This window comes from Streptomyces sp. NPDC047014 (genome assembly GCF_040644195.1).
Taxonomy (GTDB): domain Bacteria; phylum Actinomycetota; class Actinomycetes; order Streptomycetales; family Streptomycetaceae; genus Streptomyces.
This window is the reverse complement of sequence record NZ_JBEYVX010000012.1, coordinates 111,303-132,762: the sequence shown is the minus strand read 5'-3', so window position 1 is coordinate 132,762 and position 21,460 is coordinate 111,303. Positions and strand designations below refer to the sequence as shown.

Here is a 21,460-nt window from a genome sequence, read left to right as displayed (position 1 = left end):
CCGGCCCCGGGCCGCCGCAGCGGCCCGGGAGCCCATGCCGCCGGGGCGGGCGTGCCGCGACGCCCTGAGCCACCGGGCCCGGTGGTCCGGGAAGCCCGGGCCCCGGCGTCCCACCGGCCCACCGGCCCACCGGCCCACCGGCCCACCGGCCCACCGGCCCACCGAGGGTCAGGAGTCAGGGGCCGGAGGCGGGGCGCCAGCCCCAAGCCCGGGCCCCAAGGCAAGGGGCCAACCGGAGCCCAGAAGCGGGGGCCGGGGCCCCGGCCCCCGAGGCCCACCGCGCCCGGGAACTCCTGGTGCGGGGGCCGGGCCGGGCAGGGGCCCGGGGCCCCGCGCGGTCCCGGCCCCCCGGGTTAGATGACCCCCTGGGCCGTCATCGCTTCCGCCACCCGGAGGAAGCCCGACGCGTTCGCGCCCAGGACGTAGTCGTCGCCGTTGCCGCCGTAGGTGGTTGCCGTTTCGCGGCACTGGGTGTGGACCTCGCGCATGATCGACGCCAGGCGGGCTTCCGTCTGCGCGAAGGTCCACGTGTCGCGGGCCGCGTTCTGCTGCATCTCCAGCGCCGACGTGGCTACGCCTCCGGCGTTCGCCGCCTTGCCCGGGCCGAAGAGGACGCCCGCGTCGCGGAAGATCTGGACCGCCGCCGGGGTGCACGGCATGTTCGCGCCCTCCGCGACCGCCCGGACGCCGTTCTTCACCAGGGCCACCGCGTCCTCGCGGGCCAGCTCGTTCTGGGTCGCGCACGGCAGCGCGATGTCGCAGGGGACGTCGTACACCGTGCCGCGCGCGGAGAAGCTCGCGCCGGGCCGGGCCTCCGTGTAGGCGGCGATGCGCTCGCGGCGTACCTCCTTGATCTCCTTCAGCAGCTCCAGGTCGATGCCGGCCTCGTCGACCAGGTAGCCGGAGGAGTCGCTGCACGCCACCACGCGGCCGCCGAGGGCGTGCACCTTCTCCACCGCGTACACCGCCACGTTCCCCGAGCCCGAGACCACCACCCGGCGCCCGTCGAAGCCGAGGCCGCGCGTGGCCAGCATCTCGTGCGCGAAGAACACCGCGCCGTAGCCGGTGGCCTCGGTGCGGACGTGCGAGCCGCCCCAGCCCACCGGCTTGCCGGTCAGGACGCCGGACTCATAGCGGTTGGTGATCCGCTTGTACTGGCCGAACAGGTAGCCGATCTCGCGCCCGCCCACGCCGATGTCCCCGGCGGGCACGTCGGTGTGCTCGCCCAGGTAGCGGTGGAGTTCCGTCATGAAGGACTGGCAGAACCGCATGATCTCGCCGTCCGAGCGGCCCTTGGGATCGAAGTCGGCGCCGCCCTTGCCGCCGCCGATCGCCATCCCCGTCAGCGCGTTCTTGAAGATCTGCTCGAAGCCGAGGAACTTCACGATGCCGAGGTTGACGCTCGGATGGAACCGCAGCCCGCCCTTGTACGGGCCCAGCGCGCTGTTGAACTCCACCCGGAAGCCGCGGTTCACGCGCACCGCGCCGCTGTCGTCCACCCATGGGACCCGGAAGATCAACTGCCGCTCGGGCTCGCACAGCCGCTCCAGGATCCCGGTCGCGGCGTACTCGGGGTGCCGCTCGAAGACCGGTCCGAGGGATTCCAGTACCTCCGCCACGGCCTGGTGGAACTCGGGCTCCGCCGGGTTGCGCCGCCGGGTCTCGTCGAAGACGGCCTCGATGTGTGCGTTCGCGTTCATGGGTGTCCTACTGTCCCTTCGCTCTGTTCGGAAAAGCCCCGTCTGTTCTGAAAGCTCTGTCTGTGCGGAGAGCTCCGTCCGTTCCTCTTCGGAAAAGCTCCGTCCGGAAAAGCTCCGTCCGGAAAAGCTGCGCCCTCCGCAAAGGCCGCGTCCTCCGTAAAGCCGCGCCCTCCGCAAAAGCCGCGTCCTCCGCGTGCCGCGCGGTCCGGTCTCCACCGGTCGCCCCGCGAAGACCCCCCACTGTCGTCGGCGGAGGTGTGACCGGCAAGGCCCGATCTTGTGACTCCAGCCCGTCTCCAGCGAGTCGAGAGCCGGCGGCCACGGCGTACGCGGGCGCCCCACCACCGTGTACGTCTGCGAACGCCCCCGCCCGCTCCGACGCACCGGCCCGCCGCGCCACGCCGCTCGCCGGCCGCCCCGACCCGCGCCACGCGTCGTAGAGTCGAACGAATGAATACGAACGGCGCTTTCGACTCCCCCGGGCCCTCCTCCGACCTGCCGATGCTGACGGACCCTCAGGCCGCGTACCTGCGACAGCTCGTGGCCCCCTACCTCCGCGACGGCCACCACCACTCCCTCCACAACCTCGCGCACCTCTGCCGCCAACACCCCGAATCCCGCTGGCCCGAGCTGGTCGCCGCGCATTTCGCGAGCCTCCGGCAGGCCGGCCGCGGGGAGGAGTCCGCCGAGGAGCTGCTGCGCGGCGTGCACTCCCGGCTGCTGCCCATCGGCACGTTCACCCCGGAGATCGCCGCCTCGATGACGTACGCGCGGGTCGTGGCCGACGGCCTCGTCTTCGCCTTCGCGCTCGACGCGCCGACGAGCGTACGCATCCTCACCGACCACGACGTCGAGCGCGCGGGCCTGGACGAGCTGGGACGCGCCGCACACGCAAATCTGCTGGCGGTACCCGTCAAGCACGAGGAGGTGTCCGTCGCGGGGCGCGCCCGGCTGCATTCCCTGCACGGGGACTCCCCCTTCATCGCGAGCAAGGCGCTCTTCCTCGCCCAAGTGGCCCTGGAGGTCACCGGAGAGTCACTGCCGAGCGCCGGCGCGCTCGTGATCGTCCCCAACCGGCACCTCCTCGCCTTCCACCCGATCACGGACGGCTCCGTCGTGGACGCCCTCAACGGGCTGGCCGAATACGCCCTGCGCGCCTACGAGGACGGGCCGGGCGAGCTGTCCCCGCGGGTCTACTGGTGGCACGAGGGCGCCCTGACCTCGCTCACCGTCATCGACGAGGAGACGCGTACGTTCTCCCTCCAGCCGCCCCCGCGGCTGCTCGGCCTGATGAAGGGCCTGGTCCGGCTGGACCGCGCCGGCCGCATCCACACGGCCGCCGCGGCCGAGGCACCGGACGCCGCCGCGCTCACGGCGGCCACGGCGGAGTCGGTCCGCGGGCTCGCCGAGGAGCCCGCCGGCCTGGCCGACGCCTTCGCCTCGGCCCTCGCGCTGGCCCACGTCGAGTGCGTGGAGGACCCGAAGGCTTCGGGCATCGCCGCCTGGAGCGCGTGGGAGGCCGCACTCCGCCTCGGCAGCACCCTGTTCACCGGCTCCGAGCGGCCGCAGGACCTCTACCTCGGCGAGGACCTGGTGGTCCCGCTGCCGGCGCTGCCGGCCGCTCCCTCGGCGGACGCCCGCGCCTGGCTCGACGCGCTGTACCTCGCGATGGTCTGCCGCCAGAAGGAGCGCACCGCGCGGCTGTGCCGCGTACCGCTGGAGACGCTGCGGCAGGACGAGACCGTCGACGAGTACGTCCTGCACTGGATCGACACCCTGCAGACCTATTTCTCCGACGAGCACTCCGCCGACGACGTGGTCCCCAAGCTGCTGGCCACCATCAAGACCTCGATGCCGGAGGCGGTGACCCGGGCCCCCTCGGACTTCGTGAACCGCATCGACTACCACCCGGTCGCCCTCTTCCACCGCCTGCTCACCGCCGACCACGAAGCCTTCGCCTCGGCCCTGTCGGACGCCCTCTCGGACCACGCGGGCTACTGGGGCGCGCCGGGCCCGGCCCGCTCCCACCTGGCCCTCGGCGCCCTCGCGATGGCCACGATGGCCCACGACAACGGATTCCCCTTCCCCCTGGAACGCGCCCACCTCCCGCTCTACCTCCTCAACGGCGAACGCGTGGAACATCTCGCCTGAGGGCCGACGCCGCGCGCGCCGGGCCTCGTACGACGGACCAACGCGGGCCCCCGGGCCGCGGCGAGCGCTGGAGGATCGACCGGTGATGCCGGGCGGGCGGGCGCTGTTAGGTTCGGCTGCGCGGTCCGGGCCCTTTCGTGCGCACCGGTCGGTCACCTCCCCCGCTCCGGGCCCGCCGCGGCGTGCCCCGGCCGGTACGAGGGGTGGCGCGGGCGCCGGCGGGTCCGGCGGCGAGGGGCGCGGCGCGGGTACGGCTGACAGCGAGGACGCACGATGACGACGTTGGACCGGATGGACCGGGGGCTGCGGGCCCTGCACCTGCGGGAGGGCCAGCGCATGGCGCAGCGCCTGTTCGCGCAGGTCCTGGCCACGCAGGTGATCAGGCCCGGCCGCAGCGAGGAGGAGGCCGACAACCGGATCGCCCTGCTCGCCCGCGAGGTGTTCGGCGTACGGGCGGGCCGGGTCGGCCGCCGGTTCGTGCGGTCGGGGCCGAACACCGCCGTCGGCGGGCGCTGGCCGGTACGGGTGATCGGCGCGCGAGATCTGGTCGTACTGGACTTCGAGCCGCTGGTGGCCCCGTACGAGACGGGCTTCGCCCGGACCGTGGCCCTCGGCGACGATCCCGCGCGGCGGGGCCTCGTCCACGATCTGGCCGCCGTGGCCACCGGCGCCCGGGATGCCTTCCGGGCCGACGACCACCTCACCGGGCGCGAGCTGTACACGGAGGTCCGCGCCCTGGCGGCCAAGGCCGGCCGGAGCCTGGGCTCCTGGCACTGCGGGCGGCTGACCGGCACCGCGCCCGCCTCGTACGCGGAGGCGGTGACCCGGCCGGAGTTCTTCATCGGCCCGGACAACGGCTGGCCGCTGCGCCGGACGCTGGGCGAGGGGTGGCGGGCTCACTGGATCCTCCAGATCCGTCTCGTCGACGAGCACCGCGGGCATGCCGCCGTGCACACGGAACTGCTCGACCTGGTCTGACCGGGCCCGAGGACCCGGCGCTGTGACCGGCCCGGCCGCCACTGACCGGTGGCCGGCCCGGTCATGGCGTCTACTCGGCCGGTCATGGCGTCTCCACCACCCCTGCTACGGCGCCTCCTTCGGCTCGATCACCGGCGCCCCGTCCACATCGGTCATGAAGTCCCGGTGTACCGGCTTCCTGTCCTTCGGGCCGCCCAGGTCCGGGCACGCGATGCCGTCGCCGTCCCGGTCGAGGCCGTTCGGGTCGAGCGCGTCCGCCCTCAGCACGGCCTGCGCGTCGGCCTGGCTGCCGAACGCCTCGCAGTCGGCAACATGCCCCTGGTGCACATACGGCGCGACATCGAACGCCCGCTCCTGCGGCCCGCCTTCGGCCCCGCACGCGGTCAGCAGCGTGACCGCCGCGATCGCGGCGAGCACCGCGACGGGGGTACGGAACTCTCGCACGGTCCTAGACCTTCCCCGTCCGGAACACTATGAGGGCGCCGGCGCCCTCCGGATCGACCGCGTACACCTTCGCCGTCGTGTTGTTCACGGCCAGCGCCGCGAACTGGCGGGCCGTGCCGAGCGGAGGATGCGTCAGCAGCGTGCCGGCGTCGGACAGGCCGACGCCGCCCGGCGCTCTGTAGGTGTTCTGCTGTGCGACGAAGATCCGGTTGTACTTGTCCAGCAGCGCGATCTTCCGCGCCGGGTTCCCGATGGGGCTAGACGCCCCGCAGACGGGTGTCTGCCCCGTGACCGTCGTCCCGACGATCCGGTCGATCCGGCCCCCGGCGCCGCCGCAGTACGCGCCCCCGCTGAGGTAGACGTGGACCGATCCCGAAGCGGCGTTGCGCACCGCCGAGATGGGGGTGTACGAGGCTCCCACCGGGTCGTCGATCGCCGTGGAACTGCCGTCGCCGGGGTTGACGGCGATCGTCGTCGCGACCGTCTTCCACGGGCCCGTGGGCTTCACCGGGTCCGGCACGCACCTCCTGGCGAGGAGGTAGACGAGATTGCGGCTCGGGTCGACGACGGTCCGGCCGCGGACGGAGTTGATGGTGAGGACGTTCCCGGCGTTGGTGCCGCAGCTCGGCTTCGTCGGGAACTGCGCCACGATCCTGGCCTCGTGCGTCTGCGAGGAGATGGCGAACAGCCCGGTGTCGGTGGCCGGGGTCGCGCCGCTGCCGGTACCCGACTTCGCGAGGTACACCGCGTGGCGGGCGGGGTCGAACTGGAAGTCCATGCCGTTCCCCGCGGTCACAAGTCCCGTAGCGGGCAGGGTGATCGATGTCGCGGAGGTGCCGCCGGGAGCGATCCAGGCGACCCGTGACGTACTCGCCCCGCCGCCGCCCACGTACACCTCGCCGTTCTCGGGAGAGACGGCCAGGGCGGTGACGGTCGCCGTGAAACCGCCGACAGGGGTCACCTGATGGGCCTTGGTCGTGTCGATGACCGCGACCCCGCCCGTGCCGCCGACGTACACCTGCCCGCTGGTGGGATCCACCGCGATCCGGGTCGGGTTCGTCACCGCGCCGGAGACGTCGATCGGAGCGCCGACCGGCTTGTCGGTCCTGCCGTCGATCACGGTCACGGAGTTGCCGCCGCTGGAGACCACGTACACGCGGTCGGTCTTCTCGTCGACCGCGAGATCGGCCGGACCCGGGCCCACCGGGATCGCCTCCGCCGCCGCCTCCGTCGGCGTGGAGGTGTCGTACAGCGTGAACGAGGACTTCGCGCCCCGGCCGCACTTGTTCTCCTCGCCGACCACCACCATGTTGTAGACCGGGTCGCCGGTCAGCAGGCCATCGGCCTTGAGGTCGTCGGCCGTCCCGTAGTGGCCGTGCCGCGCGCAGTAGGACTCCTGGGCGGTGCGCAGGGTGGCCGCGTCGGCGGCGATGGCGTTCTTGCGGCCCTTGTCTCCGATGCCCCGGACGGAGAAGACCACGATGGCGGAGAGCACGCCCAGGATCACGATGACCACGAGCAACTCGATGAGCGTGAAGCCGTCTTCGCGTCTCGCGGCGCGCAAGCGGAACAGGCGGGGGGCGGGGGTCATGGCGTTCGGGGCTTCCTTCGGTCGAGGGGTCCTGTGCGGCCCGAGCGCGCGGGCGGGCCCGTGCCGCGTCACGGCGTTCCCCTTCGTACGGGCTTGACGTCCTTCGGTCCCGGCAGGTCCGGGCAGGCGATGCCGTTCCCGTCGCCGTCGAGGCGGTTCGGGTCGGCGGGCTGGAAGCGCAGGACGGCCTGCGCGTCCGCCTGGCTCGCGAGGTCCGGGCAGTCGTAGGCGTCATTGCCGTAGCGCAGGAAGTAGCGGGCGTCGAAGGCCCGTTCCGGCTGCGGGCAGAGCGCGCTGCGGGTGTCGGCGGGGCCGCAGGAGGGCTGCTGGGCGGGGCGGGGAACGGGTGCGATGTCGCGCGGTTCCGGCAGGCCGCGGCAGGCGACGCCGCCTCCGTCGTCGAGGTGGTTCGGATCGGCCGGGTCGGCCCGGAGCACCGCCTGGGCGTCCGCCTGGCTGGCGAAGTGGACGCACTCGAAGGCGTCGCCGTGGGCGGCGTACTCCTTCGCGTCGAACCCCTTGCCGTTCGGGCAGAGCGCGGTGCGCGAGGTGCCCGGTGTGCACCAGTCGCGGTCGGGCTGCCGGGCCTGGGCGGACGTGCCGGTGCCGCCTCGGACGAACACCACGACGGCCAGCGCCGCCGCGACCACCACGAGGGCCAGCACAGCCCGCTTGAGCGCGGGCGGGCCCGGGAGTCTGCTCAACACCGCGGCACCACGCCTCTGTCGTTCATCGCACCGCCGGCCTCTCGCTCGCGTGCCGCGGCGGACCGACGGCACGCGCCGCCGGCCCGCAGCAGGCTGGACGCGTGCATTACATCCACGGCGAGCCAAGTTGTCAATCGTTGACTACCGAGTTGTCAGGTGCGCACCATCTACGCATGTGCGGCACCGTCATGCCGGAAACCTGGCAGATGCCCAGGAGTTCGCGGGCATGACCTGATCCCACCCAGGGGGTGCCGTACGGCGGCAGCCGCCGCCCGCCAGATCAACGAGGAGTAGCAGATGCAACGAAGGTCCAGCCACGCGCGCAGCGCCCCGTACTCCGGCCGCACCCTGATGCGCCGCGTACGGAGCGCGCTCGCGGTGGGTGCCCTCGCGACGGCGCTGATCACCGCCACGGCGCCGACGGCGTTCGCGACGACGGACACACAGGTCGGCGTCGCGAACAACATGTACCCCGCCCTCAAGGACATGAAGGGTACGATCGCGACGCTCCAGTCGTTCACACCGTTCACGGCGAACACCGCCTCGCAGGTCGGCGGATTCTGGAACAAGCCGGTGATCGACACCTCGACGATGCGGGGCATCACCTCGGGGAACCTGCGCCAGCAGCTGAAGAGCGCCGGCCCGTACACCACATGCAATCCCTCTTCCTCGAACAACTGCGTGAACGGGTCGCTGCACATCGACGCGTTCCTGTCGGCGGACGAGGCCAATGTGGACGCCGTCATCCCGACCGCGGACGGCGGGACCTGCACCGCGAGCGGAAGCGTCGAGTGCAACGGTGACATCAACAGCAAGCACCCCGTGGCGATCGGCCATCTGGCGATCTACAGCTGCAGCGGCAGCTGGGCGGGCTCGACCAAGGGCGACGACCCGTCCAACGCGGCCAGTCCGCCGCTCGCGTTCGGCGCGGACGCCAACGGCAGCGGCAACGGCAAGGCGCAGTCGCCCCGTTGCGATGCCTCGCCGGTCTCCGGCGCGCCCACGACGATCTCGGCGCTGGTGAGCTGGCTCGGGGTGAGCGGGCGCCGCGTCGCGGTCGCCGACCCGGCCTCGGCGCCCTTCGGCGCGGCGTCCAAGCAGGCGCTGACCCAGAACGGCTTCTCGTGGGTCGACAGCGGCGCGGGCCAGAACGTGTTCCGGGGCAGCGCCTGCGACAGCGCGGGCACGGCGTGCAAGGTGCGCCTGGAGTCCGGGATCAGCCAGGTGCGCGGCGCGGTGACGGCGAACGCCGGCGGGAACACCCAGCTGGGCCTGGTCGCGAAGTCGAACATCGTGAACGTGAGCTGGACGTCGAGCTCGCTGAACGGCACCACGGGCAATGACCCCAACACCTGGACGGAGCTCGACGCGAGCGCCTACTCCGGCTATGGGGACATCCAGCAGTACGGAGTCGCCCTGACCGGCGGAAACACCGGCGCGGCGGCCGCCTGGAGCAGCCTCTTCACCAGCCAGTGGGACGGGGACACCACCATCCAGTCCACCCTCGCCGCCTACGGCTACTAGGCGCCCGGGAGCACGGGGCGACGGGCCGCCGGCCGGGCGGGCACACCGTCCGTTCGGCGGCTCCGGCCCCGTGCGTCTCCTGTCCTGCGGATCGGCGGATCGGCGGACCCGCGCGCGCTCACGCCGTCCTGCCGGGGCGCGCCAGCCCACCCTTCGACGCACCGGCCCTGAGGAGGGGCCTCACCCATGCACGCATCCATGCACACCTCTCCACGTCGGCACCTCATGCCGTACGGCCGCCCGCTCGCGGTCCCGCGCCGTCGGCGGCTCCGGGCCCCGGCCGCCCTCGTCCTCGCGGTGGCAAGCCTCACGATGGCCGCCGGGCCCGCCACGGCGAGTGGCGCCGCCACCACCGCCTTCGCCACCGCGGTGAACCTGGACGACAACGGCCGCGGCGGCTCCGCCGTCGCGATCGGTGATCTCGACAACGACGGCAGACCGGACCTCGTCACGGCGATCCGCGCCGAGGGCCTGGGCGTGTTCCTCGGCTCGGGCGGCGGCGGCTTCGGCGCCGTGACGAAGTACGCGGCGCCGCGCACCGCGTCCAGCGTCTTCCTCGGCTCGGCCGTGATCCGCGACGTCAACGGCGACGGTCACAAGGACGTGATCAGCCAGGACTCGCGCGGCAATGTCGCCCTGGTCTGGCTCGGCAACGGCACGGGCGCGCTGGGCGCCGGGACGGCGGTCCAGCTCAACCCGACGCCCGGCTGCGACACCACCGGCGACAACCCGTGCCTCGTCCGCTTCCCGACCGATGTCGCCGTGGGCGACCTCGACGAGGACGGCACGCCGGATCTGGCCACGTCCAACGCGAACACGAACAACATCTCGGTGGTACTCGGCCACGGCGACGGCACCTTCGGCTCGGCCACGCAGTTCGGCCTGGGCGGCGGCACCGGCCCGCAGAGCGTCACGGCCACCGATCTCAACGGTGACGGCCATCTGGATCTCGTCACGTCGAACTCCTCGACCGGCACGCTCTCCGTGCTGCTGGGCGACGGCCACGGCGGCTTCGGCGCGGCGTCGGCCTTCCCGGCGGGCGTCACACTCCCCTCCAAGCTCAAGGTCGCCGACGTCACCGAGGACGGCAAGGCCGACGCCGTCGTCGTGGCGCCCGGCTCCCCGGGGCGCGTCGCCATCCTGCCCGGCGACGGCGCGGGCGGGTTCGGCACCGCGAGCGTCGTGACGGCGGGCACGAACCTCAGCTCCGCGTCGGTGTCGGACCTCAACGGCGACGGCCACGCCGACCTGGCCGTCTCCAGCGCCGGTACGCATGAGGTCCTGGTGCTCGAAGGCGACGGCACCGGCGCCTTCGGCAGCCCGCTGGCCTTCGGGCTGAACGGCGGGAGCACCCCGCAGGCCACGGCGGTGGCCGACCTCGACGGCGACGGGCGTCCCGATGTCGTCACGGCCAACAACAACGGCTCGGCGGCGTTCGTCAAGGACGCGTCAGTGCTGCTCAACACCACGAACCGGCCTCCGGCGGCCGCCGCGGACGCGTACAGCCACATCGGGGCGGACACCCCGCTCACCGTCGGCGCCCCCGGTGTCCTCGGCAACGACACCGATGCCGACGCCGACCCGCTGACGGCATCGCTGGTGACCGGCCCCGCGCACGGCACGCTCACGCTCGGCCCGGACGGCTCCTTCACCTACCAGCCCGCCGGCGGCTACGTCGGCGGTGACAGCTTCACGTACAAGGCGAGCGACGGCACGGCCGAATCGAGCGCCGCGACCGTGACCCTCACCGTCTCGGCGGGCTGCCGCGGTCTGGCCGCCACGATCACCGGCAACGGGGTCGTGAACGGCACGAGCGGCGCCGATGTCATCGTGACCGGCAACGGGAACGACAGCGTGAGCGGGAACGGCGGCAACGACACCATCTGCACCTTCGGCGGCAACGACGCCGTCTCGGCCGGCAGCGGCGCCGACACCATCGACGGCGGCGACGGCGACGACGCCCTCAGCGGCGGCGACGGCGCGGACGCCGTGCACGGCGGGGCGGGCAATGACGCCCTCTCCGGCGGCTCCGGCAACGACACCGTGGTCGGCGGTGCGGGCAGCGACACCCTCGCGGGCGGCAGCGGCACGGACCTCTGCGCCGGGGACGCCAACGGCGGTCCGGTGCTCCCGGGCACGGACGCGGTCGCGGTGGGCGGCTCCTGCGAGACGGTCATCGAGGTGCCCTAGCCGAGGGACCTGCCATGACAGGGGCCCGGCGATCGCGCGGAAGCGGTCGCCGGGCCCGTCGCGCTGTCAGCCGCTCCTGACGGCCGACCGCGCCGGGTCCGCGGCGGCTTCGGCGCCCTCGGCGGCGATGTCGACATCGACGGCGTCGAGGAACCGGCGCGCGGCGGCGACGTGTTCCAGGCGCAGGGTGTAGCTCGCGCGGGCGATATGGTCACCGGCGGCCAGTTCCTTGGCGCGCAGCGACTCCTCGATCTCGTCGATGACGAGCCGCTGCCGCTCGACCAGCCGGGCAGGACTGGAGTCGCGCCGCTGGAGCAGCAGCAGCTTGCACGTCAGCTCGGCGCGGACGTCGAACAGCTCGGTCACGGGCTCGCTGAGCCACCGGGTGACCGTGGCCTTCGCCGCGCGCGTGGCGGCGTAGATCATGCGCTGCGGTCCGCGGTTGCCTTCCTCGGCGCCGACCGGAGTGATCAGTTCGCGCTCGACGAGCCTCGTGATCGAGCGGTACACCATGGGGCGCGAGATGTACCAGAACTCACCGATTTCCGCACCCTCCGCGGTGAGGGTCGCGAGGGCGAAGCCATGGCTGGGGTGCTCGGCCAGGAGTGCGAGCACGATCCATTCGGCCAGTGGCAGATCAGGTTCCTTCATGGGGACAAGGGTAAGGATCGTCGCCGCCGTATGCGATGGCCGGGCGGGCACAGGGATCGCTCAGGCTGTCGTACCAGTGGACGACGGGGGCGCCCGCGAGCAGGGCGGCGATGGCTCCGGCGGCGAGGAACAGGCCGAAGGGGAGCCGGGTGTGGCGGTTCGCCCGCCCCGCTGCCATGAGCGCGACGCCCACCAGCAGCCCGGCGGCGCTGCCGGCGAGGAGCGCGAGGACGAGGTACGAGGGGCCCAGCCAGCCCAGCCCGGTGCCGAGCAGGCCCGCGAGGCGTACGTCACCGAATCCCAGCCAGGCGGGCCGTATCCAGTGCAGGGCGAAGAAGACGGCGTACGCGCCCACCCCGCAGGCGGCGGTCACGCCGAGCCGCAGCCACTGGCCGGTGGCCGCCGCGGCCACGAGGAGGCAGGCGGCGGTGAGGCCGAGCGTGGGGTGGAGCAGCCGCCGGGGGAGCAGGAAGCGTTCGGCGTCGCAGGCGGCCAGGGCCAGCAGCCCGGCGGTGAAGACGAGCGCGGCCGGGAGCGTCTCCGACCGGCCGAAGCGCAGGGCCACGGCGACGAACAGGGCGGCCGTGAGCGCTTCGAGGAGCGGGTAGCGCGCGGGGATCGGCGCCCGGCAGGCGCGGCAGCGGCGGCCCAGCAGGAGCCAGGAAACGACGGGGATGTTGTCCCGGGCGGCGATGGGCGTGGCGCAGTGCGGGCAGGCGGAGCGGGGCCGCACGACGGAGCGGCCGTCCGGGACGCGGGAGACGGCGACGTTGAGGAAGGACCCCACCGCGAGCCCCAACAGGCCGAGGAAAACGATGAATAGGGACGACATGGCCGCAATAGTGCAGACAGGTCGCGACCGGCACAATACGTGGCGAGCAGACCGGGCGGCGGGTCCCCCGTACCGCCTGAGCGACCGGCCCGCCCCCTCGACTACATCCCGCGCGGGCTCACCCGGCCGAGGTGCAGGGGTTCGCCGGAGCGCCGGGGGCGGCGGCCTTCGGCGTGATCTCGTACGAGGCACCGCTGGGGTTGGCGTCGTACCAGACGGAGGCGCTGGACAGGAATCCGCCCTCCACCAGCTGCGCCATGGTGCCGTACTGGCCGCGGTTGCCGCTGGCGAAGTACGCCTCCTCCGCAGTCTGGATCGTGGCCTTGTCGGTCTTGCAGGCCGAGCCCTGACCCTTGTCGTTGATGCCGCGGACGGAGAAGACGACGATCGCGGACAGGACGCCGAGGATCACGATGACCACGAGAAGCTCGATCAGCGTGAAGCCGGCTTCCGCCGTCGTGTCCGGTGCGCGCATTCTCCGGCGCGGCTTGCCTTGCGGGTACGTGAACATCTCTCTCCATCTACAGCGACCGGCGCGAGCGAAGCAGGCGTCAGCAAGCGCCAGCAAATAAGTAACTACTTGATTAATCAGCCGTAGACTACTGAGCACCGCATGGCCCCACAAGGGGACTGCGGGGGTGGCTGCCACCCCACCGGCGTGCTGTAGTGTGCGGCTGACTAATCAGCGGCTGACAGTCTGAAAGGGGTGGGCTCCTTGGCGAATCGCCGGCTCCTCCGGCGCCGCGTGGCGGCGGCAAGCCCTGCGGGCGAGGAGGACACCACCACCCCGCCCGACGCGGCGCCGGGCTCAGCCCAGGGCGGGCACGAGCGCCCGCGCATCGGGGAACTGCTCGTGCGGCGCGGGCTGCTCACCCCGGCGCAGGTGGACGAGGCGCTGCTCCAGCAGTCGGCCTCGGACAAGCGGCTCGGCGCCCTCCTCGTCGAGCTGGGCATGGTCGAGGAGCGCTCGCTGATCGAAGCACTGGCGGAACAACTCGACCTCCCCGTCGCCGACTTGCGCCAGAGCGATCCGGATCCCGAGGCCGCCGCCCGGGTGCCGGAGGCGCTGGCCCGCGCGCTGGGCGTCGTCGCCGTACGGCGGGCCGAGGACACGCTGCTGATCGCGGCGGGCGATCCCGGTGACCCGCGCGTGCTCGACGAGATCGGCCGGGCCGTCGCACCGGACCGGGTGCGGCTGGCGATCGCGGCTCCCGCCGACATCCGGCGCGCGATCGACAGCGCCTACCGGGCGCTGTCGGGCGTCAGCAGCCTGGTCGAGGCGTTCAAGGCGACCGAGACCGGCCGCGAGGCCGGCTCCGGGGCCAGGGTGGTGAGCGAGGACGCGCCGGTCGTGCACCTGGTCACCCTCATGCTGACCCAGGGGCTGCGCGACCGGGCCTCGGACATCCACATCGAACCGCACGCCGACCGGGTCCGGGTCCGGTACCGGATCGACGGCGCGCTGCACGACGTACTGAGCCTGCCGGAGAACATGGGCCCGTCCGTGGTCAGCCGGATCAAGATCATGGCCAATATGAACATCGTCGACCGGCGGCGCCCGCAGGACGGGCAGATCGCCACCGAGATCGACGGCCGGTCGGTCGACATCCGGGTCTCCACCACCCCCACCATCTGGGGCGAGAAGGCGGTGCTGCGCCTGCTCGACAGCAACCGCACCCTGCTGCGGCTGGCCGAGCTCGGCATGCCCGCCGCGACCCACGAGCGGTTCGCTTCCCTGCTGCGCTCCCCCTACGGCATGGTCGTCTGCGGCGGACCGACCGGCAGCGGCAAGACGACCACCCTGTACGCCACGCTCGGTGAGCTGAACCAGAGCGAGCGCAATATCACCACCGTGGAGGACCCGGTGGAGTACGTGGTGCCGTCGGTCAACCAGATCCAGATCAACGAGCAGGCGGGCGTCTCCTTCGCGACCGGGCTGCGCTCGATCCTCCGGCAGGACCCCGATGTGATCCTGATCGGTGAGGTCCGGGACGCCGAGACCGCGCGGATCGCGGTGGAGTCCGCCCTGACCGGCCACTTCGTCCTGTCCTCCATCCACGCGGGTGACGCCTGCTCCGCGCTGCACCGGTTCGCGGACATGGGCATCGAGCCCTTCCTGATCACCTCCACCGTGGCCGGTGTGGTCAGCCAGCGCCTGGTGCGGCGGATCTGCGACCAGTGCCGCGAGCCCTACCGGCCGGGCGTGGACGAGCTGGCCTTCTTCGCGAAGGCGGGAGGCTCCACCGACATCGGGTTCTGGCAGGGCCGGGGCTGCAACTTCTGCTCCCGCACCGGCTACCAGGAGCGGATCGGCGTCTTCGAACTGCTCGTGATGAGCGAGGCGGTGAAGCGGCTGCTCGTCGAGAAGGCACCGATCGACAGCCTGCGCGGGGCCGCCCGCGCTCAGCACATGGACAGCCTCCTGGACGGAGGCGTCCGCCTGGTGGAGGAGGGGACCACCACCATCGCCGAGATCATGTCCAGCGTGTACGTGGTCTAGCCCGCCTCCTCCGGACCGCGCCGGGCGCGCTGGATTCCGTACCCCCCACTCCGACGACGACGCGAACCTCTGACACACCGGACCCGGGAGGGCATCGGCATGGCCACCTTCAAGTACGTCGCCCTCGGGCCGGACGGGAAACGGGCCATCGGCGTGCTCACCGGCTCCAGTGTCGGCGGCGTGACCGACAGCCTGACGCGGCAGGGCTACCAGGTGCAGTCGGTCAAGGCGGCGGGACGCGATCTGCTCCGGCTCGAACTGACCGCGGCCAAGGTCGACCTGGTCGAACTGAGCAATTTCTCCCGCCAGATGGCCGCCTTCATCAAGGCCGGAGTCCCCCTCCTGGACGCCCTGGAGATCATCCGCGCCGAGACCAAGGACAAGAAGCTGGGCAAGGTGCTCGGTGATGTCATGGACTCGCTGCGGTTCGGCGCGAGCTTCGCCGCCGCGATGGCCGCCCACACCACGGCGCTCCCGCCCTTCTACGTCTCCGTCCTCCGCTCGGCCGAGGCCACCGGTGAACTCGACGTGGTGATGGCACAGTTGGGCCGCTACATCGAGCGCGACGTGGAGGGCCGGCGCACCATCCGGTCCGCTCTGACCTATCCGAGCCTGGTGATGGTGCTGGCCGTGGCCGTCGTGCTCGTCCTCGTCATCTTCGTACTGCCGCGCTTCAAGCTGTTCTTCGCCTCCTTCAACGCCGAACTTCCGCTGCCTACGCGGATCCTGCTGGGCTTCACCGACTTCGTCACCGCCTGGTATCCGGTCATCCTCGGCGGGCTGCTCGCGCTCGTCGTGGCGCTGGTCGCTGCCCTGCAGACCGATCAGGGGCGAATGCTGCGCGACCGCTCCCTGCTGGCGATGCCGGTGGTCGGGGACGTGGTCCGGTACATGGTCATCGAACGGTTCTGCCGGATCCTGACCTCGATGATCAAGGCAGGCGTGCCCATCCCGGAGGCCCTTGGCCTGGCCAGTGCGGGCGCCAACAACCGGGTGTACGAACGGGCCATCGGGACGGCGCGGAAGGAGATGCTCGAAGGGGGCGGCATCTCCCGGCCGATCGCCCGCACCAAGCTGTTCCCCGGCGCGGTCACGCAGATGATGCGTGTGGGGGAAGAGACGGGAACCCTGGACGACCAGCTCGCCAATGTCTCGGAGTTCTACGAGAAGGAACTGCAGCACAAGCTCAAGCGGCTGACCAGCCTGTTCGAGCCCGCCGTGGTGATCATGGTCGGGGCGGTCGTGGGCTTCGTGGCCGTCGCCCTCCTCTCCGCGATCTACGGCGTCTACAACCAGGTCGAGGTCCCGTGACCGGCCCGGACCGCCGACCGTGCCGCCCCCTGCGGCGACTGCGGCGCCTGCGGCGCCGTCGCGGCGAGGAGGGCGAGACGCTGATCGAGGTCCTGGTCGCCGTCGTCCTCATCGGCGTCGCCTTCGTGGCCGTCCTCGGCGGCATCGGTACCGCGATCACCAGCTCCGCCACGCAGCAGAAGGTGACCGGCGCCGATTCGGTGCTCCGAAGCGCCGCCGAGCGGATCGTCAGCGAGCCGTACGTGCCCTGCGCGAGCGGGTACGGAACCCCGGCGGCGCCGACCGGGTACACCGTGACCGTCACGGTCGCGTACTGGGACGGGGCGGGCACCTTCGGCCGGTCCTGCCCGGCGGCCGACACCGGGGTGCAGAAGGTGACGCTCACCGTACGCTCGACCGGCCCGCGCCGCCCCGCCAGGGACGGGACGGACGCGGCGGACGCGGCGGACGCGACGCTCGAAGTGGTCAAGCGGGAGTCGATGCTGTCATGACCTCTCCCCAACAGCGCATCATCCGCTCGGAGTCAGGCTTCACGCTGACCGAACTGCTGGTCACGATCGTCATCCTGGGCATCGTGGCGACCCTGCTGCCCCAGGCCATCATCCTGGGCCTGCGGTTCACGGCGGACACGGAGAAGCGGGTGGCCGCCACCAGCGCGGTCGGCACGCTCAACCGCTACTTCTACGGCGACGTCCAGAGCGCGCACGCCGTCACGACCGACCCCGCGTGCGGCGTCACCGACACCGGCACCGGTGCCGGCACCGGCACCGGCACCGGCGTGATCGTCCACCTGAGCCGGCCCGGCGCCGACATCGTCTACACCTACGACCGGCCGACCGGAGCCCTCCGCCGGGTGAGGTGCACCGACGCGGGCGCCGCCGTCACCACAGTGCTGGGCCGGTTCACCGGCACCCCGTCCACCCTTCCGGTGACGCTGAGCTGCGGTGCCGAGACCTCGTGCACCTCGCCCATGGAGGTAACACTGACCGTGCGGAGCGACCCCGCCGCGCCCCCGACGGCCCTCACCGCCGTCCGACGATCGAGCGCGTCATGACCGCCCGCCGCGACCGGCTCCGTCCGCGCAGGGACGAGGAGGGCGCGACGCTGATCCTCGCGCTGGCCTTCGTCCTCGTCTTCACCCTGGTCGCCGTCTCGCTCCTGTCCTTCGCGGGCGCGGGGCTCAGAGCCGCGAGCGTGTACGCCGACCAGGGCAGGCGCGGTTACAGCGCGGACGGTGCCACGCAGCTCGCGATCGAGAACTTCTCGCAGGGCAACCCCTGCGCCGACTACACCGCCCCGCCGATCAACGGCGCGCGGATGATCGTGCACTGCGATCCTCTCAACGCCTCCCCCGCGACCGCCCGCGCGACCCAACCGCCCGACGCGCTGCGCAGCCTGGGCCGGGCGGCGGGGGACGGCATCCATGTGACCACGCCCGGACTGCGCGTGCAGGGCAGCGTGTTCTCCCACGCGGGCATCACCACCGGCACCGGCGCCTCGATGGTGGTGTCGGGCGACGTGTCCGCCGTCGGGAACTGCTCACGTGCCGTGTCCCAGGCCCAACTGCCCGCCACCCAGGCCCCGTACGCCCACAACTGCGCCGACGACACCCCGCCCTCTCCCGCCGACACGGCCGTCGGCGGCGACCCGGACCACGCCCCGCCCGCCACGGCCGTCCCCGTCCGGCGGACGGTGCCCGTGTGCCCCGCCCCCGGTTCCTGGCTGGTGCGGTTGCAGCCCGGCTACTACGACGACGCCCGCGCCCTCACCCGTCTCACCGACGGCGGCTGCCCCGGCGTGGTCGTCTGGCTCCAACCGGGCCTGTACTCCTTCGACTTCACCTTCGCCGGCGGCTCCGCGCTCTGGACGGTCGACGACCCCACGGTCAGCGTGGTCGGCGGCACGCGTGCGGGCTGGGATCCCGGAGCCGCCACCCGCCCGGCCGTCCCCAGCCCGGGCGGATGCGATGCGACGCGGCCCGAAGGGGTCGAGATCATGATGGGCGGCGGCAGCCGGTTCCAGGTCGACCGGGGGCACGTCGAGCTGTGCGCGCCGGTGACCCCGGACGCCCAGCAGCTGGCGGTGTACGGGATCCAGCCGCCGAAGCCGTCCCACACCCTCACACCGACGGCGGTGGTGACGAACACCGGCTTCACCCACCCGGCCCACGCCCTGACCGGCGGCGAACGCCCGACCCTGCCCGGCTGTCCGCAGCCGACGGGCACCGCGAGCTGCACGGCCGACGCCGCCCTCGACCCGACGGGACGCCGCTCGGCCTCCCTACAGCTCGGCGGCTTCGCCCCACGGGTGCCGCCCGGCTCGGTGATCACCGGCGCGACCCTGCGTATCGGCCACGCGGACGAGGGCGACCTGACCGCCGAGGGCGCCGTGCAGGTCACCACCGCCGTCGGCGGCGACACCTGCCGCACCGACCGCCTGCCCCGGCACCCGGCCCTGGCCATCGATCCCCCGATCGACCTGCTGGGCGCGTGCGGGCTCACCGATCCGGCCCGGCTCTCCGGTCTGACCGTGACCTACGCCGCCACCCTTGACCCCGGCGGCACCCGCGCCACGGCGCGCCTGGACGGCGTACGGCTGGAGGTCGCCTACCGCACGCCGACCACGTTCAAGCCGACTGCCGTGACCGCGTCGACCGGGTTCACCGCCGCCGGTACGGAGCCCGGTCACGCCCTGGAGATCGGGGAGCAGCCCGTCCCGTCGGTGGCCGGCGCCGAGCTGACCCCGGCGGCCCGGTCCGCGTCGATCACCCTGGCCGGCTTCGGCCGGCCGCCCCTACCGCCGGGGTCCACGATCCACTCCGCCCTACTGCGCGTGGCGCATCGGGAGACCGGCGACGCGGCCGCGCCCCGGCTGCATGTCGCCCCGGCGGGCGGCGGGGGCCGGTGCACTGACCTGCCGCTCACGGCACGGCCCGCCGCCCTCGGTGACGACCGTATCGACCTGAAAGCCTGCGGTATCACCGACCCCGCCCAGCTGACCGGCCTGACCGCCACCTACACCGCCGGGCTGACAGCGGGCGGCACCGAGGGCGCCCACGCCCTGGACGGCATCTGGCTGGAAGTGGTCGCGGATCCGCCGCCGCCCCGCCCCGCGACGAGCGTGCGATCGACGGCGTTCGTCCCGGCGGCCGACGCCCAGGCGATCGACGGCACACAGACGGCCCGCGCCCCACTCGACCGGGTCAAGCCGACGGCCACCATCGACCTCACCGGCTTCGACACCCCCGCGGTGGCGCCCGGTTCGGCCCTGGACGCGGCCCTGCTGCACATCGCGCACCGCGAGGACCCCGGCGCGGCCGGCGGCCCGCCACCGACGGCCACCGTCGCCCTCACCGGGCCCGCCCTCCCCCGCTCCTGCACCACCCCGCAGAAGCTCACCGCACGCCCGGGCGCCCTGGGCACCGACACCCTGGACCTGGCCGCCATCTGCGGGCTGACCGACCCGGCCCAGCTCACCGGCCTGGCCGTCACCTACACCGCCACCCTCGGCACCGGCGGCACCACCGCCACCGCTCAACTCGACGGCGTAGCCCTGGAACTGGCCCACCGCCCCCCGCTGTCGATCCGCCCCACCACGGCGACCGGCACGGCCGCCTTCCTCACCCCGAAGAACGCGCAAGCGATCGACACCGCCGCCTCGACCGCGACCCTCGCCACGGCCACCCCCTCGGCCTCGATCCGGCTCGGCGGCTTCGCGACGCTGCCCCTGCCGGCCGGGGCGGTGATCGACAAGGTCCTGCTACGGGTGGCCCACCAGGGCGACGACACCACCCCGGCCCCGCCCTCCGCCCCGGAGCCCCCCACGGCCGCGCTGACGGTCTCCGGCACCGGTACCGCGTGCGACGCGAGCCACGCCCTGACCGCCCACCGCGGGGCACTCGGCGTCGACGTGATCGACCTCGCCGCCTGCGGGATCACGAAGGCCGAGCAGTTGTCCCGGCTCGCCGCCGACTACGGGGCGCGGCTGGGCACGGGCAGCACCGACGCGGCCGTCCGGCTCGACGGCGTCGAGCTCGACCTCGTATTCCGGGCCCCCTCCCTCAGGCCCCTGTCCGGCTGCCTCACGGCGGGCAGCGGCTGCGCGGTGATCAAGTCCACCGCCGACGCCGACACGGCCGGCGCTCAGAGCCGCCTGCTGATCCACGGCACCGTGTACGCGCCGACCGCCGCCGTCGACCTGTCGATGAGCCGGGTCGGCTCGCAGGTGGTCACCCGCGGCATCATCGCCCGGACCATCGCCCTCGGCATCAGCCCGGCCGCCGGATATCTCCGCCCCGTGATCGGGATACCGCCGGAGCCGGTGCTGTTCACGACGTATCCGGCCGTGACCGCGAAGCCGGCCTCGGCCACCGCCGTCACCGGCTTCACGCCCCCGGCCCCCGGCGCGCCGGTCGACGTCACGGAGGCCACCGTCCCCGGCGGCGGCCGGGCCTCCCTCACCCTCGGCGGCTACACCCCACCGGCCCGGACGGGCCCTCTCGACCACACCGTCCTGCACCTGTCGCACCACGAGGAGGGCGACGTGGCAGCGCTACGACTGTCGGTGATCTTCCCCGGCAGCACCTGCGCCGATGCCGAGACCGCACTGACCGTGCCGGTCCGTCCCGGCTCCGGCGCCCCGGTCACCGACCAGTTCGACCTGACCCCGTGCGGCCTGACCGAAGCCTCCCAACTGGCCGCGCTGACCGTGACCTACGCCGTCACCGGCGGGAGCGGCGGCGTGACCGGGCGGCTCGCCGGCACCCGGATCGACCTGCTGTCCGGGCCCCTCCTCCGGGCCGCCGTGTCCTTCGACGGCCACACCAGCACCGTCAAGCAGTGGACGGTGCTGCCTTGAGCCGACACGCCACCTTGGAGACCG

The 21,460-nt window shown here is 73.0% G+C and carries 16 protein-coding genes; 9 read left to right on the top strand and 7 right to left on the bottom strand.

The window, feature by feature from the left end; translation table 11 throughout:
* Positions 1–353 precede the first annotated feature (353 nt).
* The gene (gdhA, locus tag ABZ873_RS11070; RefSeq protein WP_360868542.1) at positions 354–1,700 is read right to left on the bottom strand and encodes an NADP-specific glutamate dehydrogenase; all 1,347 of its coding nucleotides are present in this window, start codon (positions 1,698–1,700) and stop codon (positions 354–356) included.
* A 450-nt stretch (positions 1,701–2,150) separates the two neighbouring features.
* On the opposite strand from gdhA, the gene ABZ873_RS11065 reads away from it, so the two are divergent.
* Both ABZ873_RS11065 and ABZ873_RS11060 read left to right on the top strand, forming a co-directional pair.
* The gene (locus ABZ873_RS11065; protein WP_360868540.1) at positions 2,151–3,851 is read left to right on the top strand and encodes an immunity 49 family protein; all 1,701 of its coding nucleotides are present in this window, start codon (positions 2,151–2,153) and stop codon (positions 3,849–3,851) included.
* A 273-nt stretch (positions 3,852–4,124) separates the two neighbouring features.
* Positions 4,125–4,829, top strand: a complete 705-nt coding sequence (locus tag ABZ873_RS11060; RefSeq protein ID WP_360868537.1) for a M24 family metallopeptidase — start codon at positions 4,125–4,127, stop codon at positions 4,827–4,829.
* A gap of 105 nt (positions 4,830–4,934) precedes the next feature.
* Here the strand turns inward: ABZ873_RS11060 and ABZ873_RS11055 are convergent, their stop codons facing one another.
* From ABZ873_RS11055 to ABZ873_RS11045, 3 genes are all read right to left on the bottom strand, one after another.
* A complete protein-coding gene (locus ABZ873_RS11055) occupies positions 4,935–5,273 on the bottom strand; it encodes an excalibur calcium-binding domain-containing protein (protein WP_360868533.1) in 339 nt (112 codons plus the stop codon).
* Positions 5,274–5,277: 4 nt separating this feature from the next.
* Complete coding sequence (locus ABZ873_RS11050) at positions 5,278–6,864, bottom strand: prepilin-type N-terminal cleavage/methylation domain-containing protein (RefSeq protein ID WP_360868530.1); 1,587 nt, start codon at positions 6,862–6,864, stop codon at positions 5,278–5,280.
* Positions 6,865–6,932: 68 nt separating this feature from the next.
* Positions 6,933–7,568, bottom strand: coding sequence for a hypothetical protein (locus tag ABZ873_RS11045; protein ID WP_360868526.1), 636 nt, complete (start codon positions 7,566–7,568; stop codon positions 6,933–6,935).
* Between the two features lie 300 nt (positions 7,569–7,868).
* Between ABZ873_RS11045 and ABZ873_RS11040 the strand changes: the two genes are divergently transcribed.
* Together ABZ873_RS11040 and ABZ873_RS11035 are read left to right on the top strand one after the other, a co-directional pair.
* Positions 7,869–9,095, top strand: a complete 1,227-nt coding sequence (locus ABZ873_RS11040) for a hypothetical protein (protein WP_360868523.1) — start codon at positions 7,869–7,871, stop codon at positions 9,093–9,095.
* A 186-nt stretch (positions 9,096–9,281) separates the two neighbouring features.
* Positions 9,282–11,285, top strand: coding sequence for an FG-GAP-like repeat-containing protein (locus ABZ873_RS11035; RefSeq protein ID WP_360868520.1), 2,004 nt, complete (start codon positions 9,282–9,284; stop codon positions 11,283–11,285).
* 66 nt (positions 11,286–11,351) lie between these two features.
* On the opposite strand, the gene ABZ873_RS11030 is transcribed toward ABZ873_RS11035, so the two are convergent.
* The 3 genes from ABZ873_RS11030 to ABZ873_RS11020 form a co-directional block, all read right to left on the bottom strand.
* Complete coding sequence (locus ABZ873_RS11030; RefSeq protein WP_360868517.1) at positions 11,352–11,936, bottom strand: helix-turn-helix transcriptional regulator; 585 nt, start codon at positions 11,934–11,936, stop codon at positions 11,352–11,354.
* Positions 11,923–12,768, bottom strand: coding sequence for a prepilin peptidase (locus ABZ873_RS11025; protein WP_360868515.1), 846 nt, complete (start codon positions 12,766–12,768; stop codon positions 11,923–11,925). Before ABZ873_RS11025 ends, ABZ873_RS11030 begins: the two co-directional genes overlap by 14 nt.
* A 118-nt stretch (positions 12,769–12,886) precedes the next feature.
* Positions 12,887–13,243, bottom strand: a complete 357-nt coding sequence (locus ABZ873_RS11020) for a prepilin-type N-terminal cleavage/methylation domain-containing protein (RefSeq protein ID WP_360868512.1) — start codon at positions 13,241–13,243, stop codon at positions 12,887–12,889.
* Between the two features lie 240 nt (positions 13,244–13,483).
* Between ABZ873_RS11020 and ABZ873_RS11015 the strand changes: the two genes are divergently transcribed.
* The 5 genes from ABZ873_RS11015 to ABZ873_RS10995 all read left to right on the top strand — a co-directional run bounded on the left by ABZ873_RS11015 (position 13,484) and on the right by ABZ873_RS10995 (position 21,436).
* A complete protein-coding gene (locus ABZ873_RS11015; RefSeq protein WP_360868509.1) occupies positions 13,484–15,268 on the top strand; it encodes a GspE/PulE family protein in 1,785 nt (594 codons plus the stop codon).
* A gap of 99 nt (positions 15,269–15,367) precedes the next feature.
* Complete coding sequence (locus ABZ873_RS11010) at positions 15,368–16,579, top strand: type II secretion system F family protein (protein WP_360868506.1); 1,212 nt, start codon at positions 15,368–15,370, stop codon at positions 16,577–16,579.
* Positions 16,576–17,070 (top strand): type II secretion system protein, encoded by a 495-nt coding sequence (locus ABZ873_RS11005; RefSeq protein WP_360868503.1) that lies wholly within the window; start codon positions 16,576–16,578, stop codon positions 17,068–17,070. Before ABZ873_RS11010 ends, ABZ873_RS11005 begins: the two co-directional genes overlap by 4 nt.
* On the top strand, positions 17,067–17,633 hold the full coding sequence (locus ABZ873_RS11000) for a type II secretion system protein (RefSeq protein ID WP_360868500.1): 567 nt from the start codon (positions 17,067–17,069) through the stop codon (positions 17,631–17,633). The genes ABZ873_RS11005 and ABZ873_RS11000 overlap by 4 nt, the downstream gene beginning before the upstream one ends.
* Positions 17,630–21,436 (top strand): hypothetical protein, encoded by a 3,807-nt coding sequence (locus tag ABZ873_RS10995; protein WP_360868497.1) that lies wholly within the window; start codon positions 17,630–17,632, stop codon positions 21,434–21,436. The genes ABZ873_RS11000 and ABZ873_RS10995 overlap by 4 nt, the downstream gene beginning before the upstream one ends.
* The last annotated feature ends 24 nt before the right edge of the window (positions 21,437–21,460 follow it).

What these genes read in the sequence shown, in the direction of transcription:
- gdhA (WP_360868542.1), bottom strand. Translation starts at nt 1,700, where the DNA reads ATGAACGCGAACGCACACATCGAGGCCGTCTTCGACGAGACCCGGCGG.
- ABZ873_RS11065 (WP_360868540.1), top strand. Translation starts at nt 2,151, where the DNA reads ATGAATACGAACGGCGCTTTCGACTCCCCCGGGCCCTCCTCCGACCTG.
- ABZ873_RS11060 (WP_360868537.1), top strand. Translation starts at nt 4,125, where the DNA reads ATGACGACGTTGGACCGGATGGACCGGGGGCTGCGGGCCCTGCACCTG.
- ABZ873_RS11050 (WP_360868530.1), bottom strand. Translation starts at nt 6,864, where the DNA reads ATGACCCCCGCCCCCCGCCTGTTCCGCTTGCGCGCCGCGAGACGCGAA.
- ABZ873_RS11040 (WP_360868523.1), top strand. Translation starts at nt 7,869, where the DNA reads ATGCAACGAAGGTCCAGCCACGCGCGCAGCGCCCCGTACTCCGGCCGC.
- ABZ873_RS11035 (WP_360868520.1), top strand. Translation starts at nt 9,282, where the DNA reads ATGCACGCATCCATGCACACCTCTCCACGTCGGCACCTCATGCCGTAC.
- ABZ873_RS11030 (WP_360868517.1), bottom strand. Translation starts at nt 11,936, where the DNA reads ATGAAGGAACCTGATCTGCCACTGGCCGAATGGATCGTGCTCGCACTC.
- ABZ873_RS11025 (WP_360868515.1), bottom strand. Translation starts at nt 12,768, where the DNA reads ATGTCGTCCCTATTCATCGTTTTCCTCGGCCTGTTGGGGCTCGCGGTG.
- ABZ873_RS11020 (WP_360868512.1), bottom strand. Translation starts at nt 13,243, where the DNA reads ATGCGCGCACCGGACACGACGGCGGAAGCCGGCTTCACGCTGATCGAG.
- ABZ873_RS11010 (WP_360868506.1), top strand. Translation starts at nt 15,368, where the DNA reads ATGGCCACCTTCAAGTACGTCGCCCTCGGGCCGGACGGGAAACGGGCC.
- ABZ873_RS11000 (WP_360868500.1), top strand. Translation starts at nt 17,067, where the DNA reads ATGACCTCTCCCCAACAGCGCATCATCCGCTCGGAGTCAGGCTTCACG.
- ABZ873_RS10995 (WP_360868497.1), top strand. Translation starts at nt 17,630, where the DNA reads ATGACCGCCCGCCGCGACCGGCTCCGTCCGCGCAGGGACGAGGAGGGC.